Origin of the sequence: Chromobacterium aquaticum, from assembly GCF_021129195.1 — a bacterium.
GTDB lineage: Bacteria > Pseudomonadota > Gammaproteobacteria > Burkholderiales > Chromobacteriaceae > Chromobacterium > Chromobacterium aquaticum.
The window spans coordinates 1-6,545 of sequence record NZ_JAJOHW010000193.1 but is presented as its reverse complement, the minus strand read 5'-3'; the positions used below and the strand labels follow the sequence as shown (position 1 = coordinate 6,545).

At 72.1% G+C, this 6,545-nt stretch carries 1 protein-coding gene; it reads left to right on the top strand.

All coding sequences use genetic code 11. The features are described 5' to 3' along the window. Window positions 1-6,545, top strand: a 6,545-nt coding sequence (locus LQT98_RS22480; RefSeq protein ID WP_231465353.1) for a non-ribosomal peptide synthetase, incomplete at both ends; no start/stop codon positions are given.

The following is a 6,545-nucleotide window of genomic DNA, read 5'->3' as shown; positions in this document are numbered from 1 at the left end:
GCGCGCGGCGGTCAACGCCACCGCGGCGGAGCGCGCGCCGCGCCGGCTGGAAACCCCCATCGTCCGGCAGGCGCGGATCGCGCCGGAGGCGGTGGCGGTCAGGCAGGGCGAGACGACGCTGAGCTACGGCGCGCTGCTGCGCGAGGCGGAAGACATCGCCGGCGCGCTGCGGCAAAGCGGCGTGGCGCGCGGCGAGGTGGTGGCGGCCATCGTCGCGCCGGGGCCGCGCGCGGTGGCGGCGCTGCTGGGCATTGTGATGGCGGGCGCGGTCTATCTGCCGATAGAGCCGTCTTGGCCGGCCGCGCGCATAGAAGAACTGCTCGGCGAGGCCGGCGCCCGTCTCGCGCTGCTGAGCGCGGCAGGCCCGGCGCTGCCGGTGCCCGCGCTGCGTCTGGACCAGCCGCTGCCGCGCGGCGACGCGGGTCCGGCCGCGGATCTCGAGGCCGGCGACGCGGCCTATGTGATCTTCACCTCGGGTTCGACCGGGCGGCCGAAGGGCGTGCTGATCGCGCACGAGGCCGCGGCGAACACCATAGACGACATCAACCAACGCTTCGCGGTCGGCCCGGCCGATCGCGCGTTGTGCGTGTCCTCGCTGGCCTTTGATTTGTCGGTCTACGACATCTTCGGCCTGCTCGCGGTCGGCGGCGAAGTGGTGTTCCCGGCCCGCTCGCGCGATCCGGACGCGATGGCCCAGGCGCTCAGCGACGGCGGGATCACCATCTGGAATTCCGTGCCGGCGGTGCTGGAACTGATGCTGGAAGTGTCCGCGCCGCGTTCGCCGCATCTGCGCCTGGCGCTGATGAGCGGCGACTGGATCGCGCCCGGCCTGGCCGGGCGGCTGCGCGACGCGTTTCCGGCGCTGCGGCCGATCAGCCTGGGCGGGGCGACCGAGGTGTCGATCTGGTCGGTGGTGCATCCGATCGCGCCCGAGGACGCCGTGCTGGCGTCGATTCCCTACGGCCGGCCGCTGTCCAACCAGCAATGCTTCGTGCGCGCGCCCGATGGCCGGGAGCGGCCGGACGGCGTGGTGGGCGAATTGCTGTTGGGCGGCCGCGGACTCGCGCTCGCCTATCTGGGCAACGAGGCGGAAACCGAGCGCCGCTTCTTCATCGACGCCGAGGGCCGGCGACTCTACAGCACCGGCGATCTCGCGCGCTGGCAGCCGGACGGCGAGCTTGAGCTGCTGGGACGGATGGACGGGCAGGTCAAGCTGCGCGGCTACCGGATCGAGCTGGGCGAGATCGAGGCGACGCTGGGCCATCACCCTGGCTTGAGCGGCTGCGCCGTCGCGCTGCGGCGCAGCGCCGCGGACGAGAAGCAATTGGTCGGCTATCTGGTGGCGCGGCAAGATTCGGCCGAAGCCGCGGACGCGGCGGCGGTGCAGGCATGGCTGGAGACGCGGCTGCCGGGCTATATGGTGCCGCGCGCCTGGGTGTGGCTGGACGCCTTGCCGCAGTCCGCCAACGGCAAGGTGGACCGCAAGCGTCTGCCGGAGCCGCAGATCGAGGCGGGCGCGGCGGCGGCGGAGAACGCGGCCGAGGCGGCGCTGGTGGAGATCTGGCAAGGCCTGCTGGGGCTGGAGCGCGTGGGGGTGAGGGACAACTTCTTCGCGCTGGGCGGCGACTCCATCCTGAGCATACAAATGGCGTCGCGGGCGGCGGAGCGGGGCTTGCGCATCAGCCCGCAGCAAGTGTTCCGCTATCCGACCATCGCCGAACTGGCGGCGGAAAGCGGCGCGGCGGAAGAGACCGGCGCGCCGGCGGAGCAGGGCGAGGTGAGGGGCGAAGTGAGGCCAGGCCCGATCCAGGCCTGGTATCTGGACTGGCCGGGCACGGATTGGCAACAGTTCAGCCAAGGGGCTTATCTGGGCCTGAGCGGCCCGCTCGACGCCGAAGCGCTGATCGGCGCGCTGCAGGCGGTGGCGCAGCGGCACGACGCGCTGCGGATAGGCTGGCGGCGGGACGGCGAGCGCTGGATTCAGGAAAGCGGCGCCGGCGCGCCGGCGGAAGTGAAGATAGCGGACCTGCGCGGCCTGGCCGACGCCGAGGCCGCGCTGGAGCGGGACGCGGCCGAACTGCAGGCTGGTCTGCGCCTGGACGGCGCCGGCCTGTGGGCGGCGCGGCTATACCGGCTGGACCAAGGCTGGCGCCTGCTGTGGCTGGCGCATCACGCCTCGGTGGACGGGGTGTCGTGGCGGATTCTGCTGGCAGACCTGTGGCGGGCCTACGCGGCGCTGAGCCGGGGCGAGGCGACGTCGTGGCCGGCCAAGACGGTGTCGTACCAGGCGTGGTCGCAGCGGCTGTGGGCCTGGGCGGACGCCTTGCCGGAATCGACGCTGGACTACTGGCGGGAGATGGACGCGCCGGGGATGACCCTGCCCGGCGTCGGCGTGGGCGAAGACACAGTGGCGGCGGAATCGCGGGTGTCGCTGCAATGGGACGCGGCGACCACGGAACGCTGGCTGCGGCAGGCGGGCGAGGCCTATCGGATGCGTCCGGAGGAATTGCTGCTGGCCGCGCTGGCGCGGGCCTTGCGCCAATGGACGGGCGCGGAGGAATGCGTGCTGGACCTGGAAAGCCACGGCCGCGACGGGCTGGCGGGCGTGGACGTGTCGCGCACCGTGGGCTGGTTCACCAGCCTGTATCCGCTGCGGCTGCCGCTGAGCGGCGACTTGCCGCGGGATCTGAAGTCGGTGAAGGAGCGGATGCGCGGCGTGCCGGACAGCGGCATCGCCTACCAGGCGCTGCGTTACGGCGGCCGTGGATCGGAGCTGGGTGGCCATGCGCGCACGGTGTGCTTCAACTACCTGGGCCAATGGCGGCTGGAGGAAGGCGGCGAGCCGGGCGCGGCTTGGCTGGGCGAACCGCCGGGCGGCGCGCGCTCGGGCGGGATGAGGCGTCGCTACGCGCTGGACGTGGTGGCGCAGGTGCACGAAGGGCGGCTGCGGGTGGACTGGCTGTACAACGCGGCGCTGCAAGCGGCGGACGCGATGACGGCGCTGGCGGAGCACTTCCGCGCCGAGCTGGACGCGGTGCTGGCGCATTGCCTGTCGCCGCAGTCGGGCGGCCTGACGCCGTCGGACCTGCCGCTCGCCCATCTGGAGCAGAGCGATATCGACGCGATCGAGCACGAGCATCCCGGGCTGGAGGCCTTGTACGGCGTCACGCCGTTGCAGCAGGGCATTCTGTTTCACTCCATCGCGGACGAGGACGCGCCGCTCTATATAGAACAACTGCACTGGAAAATGAGCGGCGTCTTCGACGCGGAACGCTTCCGTCAAGCCTGGTTCGACGTCGCGGCGGCGCACGCCGCGTTGCGCACCACCTTCCGCTGGCGGCAGTTGCAGAGCCCGGTCCAAATCGTCCATCCCCGTCTGGACCCGGACTGGGACACGCTGGATTGGCGCGCCTTGTCCGCCGAGGCCTGCGCCAGCCGCTTCGACGCGCTGCGCGAGCTGGACCGTCAACGCGGCTTCGATCTGGAACGCGGGCCCTTGCTGCGCGGCACCCTGATCCGCGAACCCGGCGACGCCTGGCGCTTCCTGTGGAGCTACCACCACGCGGTGGTCGACGGCTGGTCGGTGCCCTTGATCCTGAAGCAGGTGATCGGCCGCTACGCCGAGCTGGGCGCCGGCGACGCCGCTCCGCTGCCGGGCAGCCGTTTTCTGCCCTTCGTCAATTGGCTGGCGGCGCGGGACGAGAGCGAGCAGGCCGCGTACTGGCAACAGGTGTTGGCCGGCATAGAAGAGCCCACGCCGATAGGCTTCGCCGCGCCGGCGCGCGGCGCGCAAGCGCGGGGCCAGGGCCGGCGCGCCTTCGTGTTCGACGCGGGGCTGAACGAGCAGGTCGACCGCGCCGCGCGGCGGGCCGGCGTCACCCGCGCCAGCCTGTTGACCGGCGCCTGGGCGCTGACCCTGGGCTACGCCGGCGGCGGGCGCGAGGTGGTGTTCGGCACCACGCTGTCCGGCCGGCCGGCGACGCTGCCGGGCGTCGAGCGGATGGTGGGGCTGTTCATCAACACGGTGCCGGTGCGCGTCGGCATCGACGACGACGCGCGCGTGTCGCAATGGCTGCAGCAATTGCATGGACAGCAGAGCGAACGGGCCAGACTGGGCGCCGCCTCGCTGACCGACATCCGGCGCTGGGCGGGCTACGAGGGCGGCGAGCTCTTGAGCAGCCTGTTCGTGGTGGAAAACTATCCGGTGGACCGCCAGCTGGCCCGAGGCGATGCCGGTTTCGATGTCAGCGAGTTCGCGGCGGCCGAGACGCGCACCAATTATCCGCTGGTCGGCCAGCTGATTCCGGGCGAGGAGACCGTGCTCTATGTCGATTTCGACGCCTCGCGCTACGACGAGGAGGGCATAGGCCGGCTGGGCGCGAGCTTCCTGCATCTGCTGGCCCAGCTCGCCGCGCAGCCGGACGCGCGGCTGGGCGATCTGAGCCTGGTGGACGAGGCGGAGGCGCGCCGGCTGATTCACGACTGGAACGCGACGCCGCCGGTCGGCGACGGCTATCTGCTGCACGCCGGCATAGAGCGGCACGCCGAGCTGACGCCGCTGGCGCCGGCGATCATAGGCGTGGACGAGGCGATGAACTACCGCGAACTGGCCGACGAGACGCTGCGCGTCGCCAGGGCGGTGGCGGCGGCGGGCGCGCGGCGCGAACCGGTGGCGGTGCTGCTGCCGAGGAGCGCGCGCGCGGTCGCCGCCTACTCGGGCGTGATGCGCGCCGGCTGCGCCTATGTGCCGGCCGATCCGGCGATGCCGCCGGGACGCTTGCGCGATCTGCTGGCCACGGTCGGCCATGTGCTGACGACGCGCGAGCATCTGCCGCTGCTGGACGGCGTCGCGGCGCGCGCGATCCTGATCGACGAAACGCCGCCGGCCGAGGTCGCGCTGCCGGAGGCGGCGCCCGACGATCTGGCCTATGTGATGTTCACCTCGGGCTCCACCGGCAAGCCCAAGGGCGTGATGATCAGCCACCGCGCGGCCGCGCTGACGATGGAAGTCTTTCTGCGCCGTTATGAGATCGGCGCGTCCGACCGCTTGATGTGCGTGTCGGCGGCGGGCTTCGACCTGTCGGTATTCGATTTCTTCGGCGCGTTCGCCGCGGGCGCCGCCGTCTTGCTGGCGCCGGAGTCGTCGACGATCGCGCCGGCGGCGTGGCTGGATCTGATGGCGCGCGAGGGGGCGACGGTCTGGGAATCCGTGCCGGCGGTGATGGAGTTGCTGCTGCTGGAATGCCGGCAGAGCGGGCGCGCGCTGCCGCCCACGCTGAAGCTGGCGATGTTGAGCGGCGACCGCGTGCCGGTGGGGCTGCCCGCGCAGATCCGCGCGGCGGCGACGTCCGATCCGGAGGTGCTGGCGTTGGGCGGCGCCACCGAGGCGGCCATCTGGTCGTGCTGGTACGACACGCGGGGGCTGGCGGCCGACGCCGCCTTCGTGCCCTATGGTCGCCATCTGCCGGGGCAGCGGCTCTATGTGCTGTCTTCCTCGCTGCAGGCGGTGCCGGTGGGCGTGCCGGGCGATCTGTGGATCGCCGGCGCGGGCGTGGCGCTGGGCTATCTGGGCCAGCCTGATCTCACTGCTTACCGTTTTGTCGACAATCCCTTTGTGCCGGGCGAGCGGATGTACCGGACCGGCGACCGCGCGCGCGTGCTTGCCGACGGCAATCTGGAATTCCTGGGCCGAGTGGACGATCAGGTCAAGATCGGCGGCTTCCGGATCGAGATCGGCGAAATCGAGGCCGCGCTGGCGGCCGCGCCGGGCGTGGAGCGCGGCGTGGCCTCGGTGGTCGAGCGCGACGGGCGGCGGATCATCGCCGGCTATGTGCTGTTGCTGCCGGGCGCGAGCCTGGATATCGCCGCGATTCGCGACGCGCTGGCGCGGCGGCTGCCGCCATACATGCTGCCGGCGTCGATCATGGCGCTGGACAGCGTGCCGCTGAGCGCCAACGGCAAGGTGGACCGCAAGCGTCTGCCGGAGCCGCAGATCGAGGCGGGCGCGGCGGCGGCGGAGAACGCGGCCGAGGCGGCGCTGGTGGAGATCTGGCAAGGCCTGCTGGGGCTGGAACGCGTGGGGGTGAGAGACAACTTCTTCGCGCTGGGCGGCGATTCCATCCTGAGCATACAAATGGCGTCGCGGGCGGCGGAGCGGGGTTTGCGCATCAGCCCGCAGCAGGTGTTCCGCTATCCGACCATCGCCGAGCTGGCGGCCGAAAGCGGCGCGGCGGAAGAAACCGGCGCGCCGGCGGAGCAGGGCGAGGTGAGGGGCGAAGTGAGGCCCGGCCCGATCCAGGCCTGGTATCTGGACTGGCCGGGCACGGACTGGCAACAGTTCAGCCAAGGGGCTTATCTGGGCCTGAGCGGCCCGCTCGACGCCGAGGCGCTGATCGGCGCGCTGCAGGCGGTGGCGCAGCGGCACGACGCGCTGCGGATAGGCTGGCGGCGGGACGGCGAGCGCTGGATTCAGGAAAGCGGCGCCGGCGCACCGGCGGAAGTGAAGATAGCGGACCTGCGCGGCCTGGCCGACGCCGAGGCCGCGC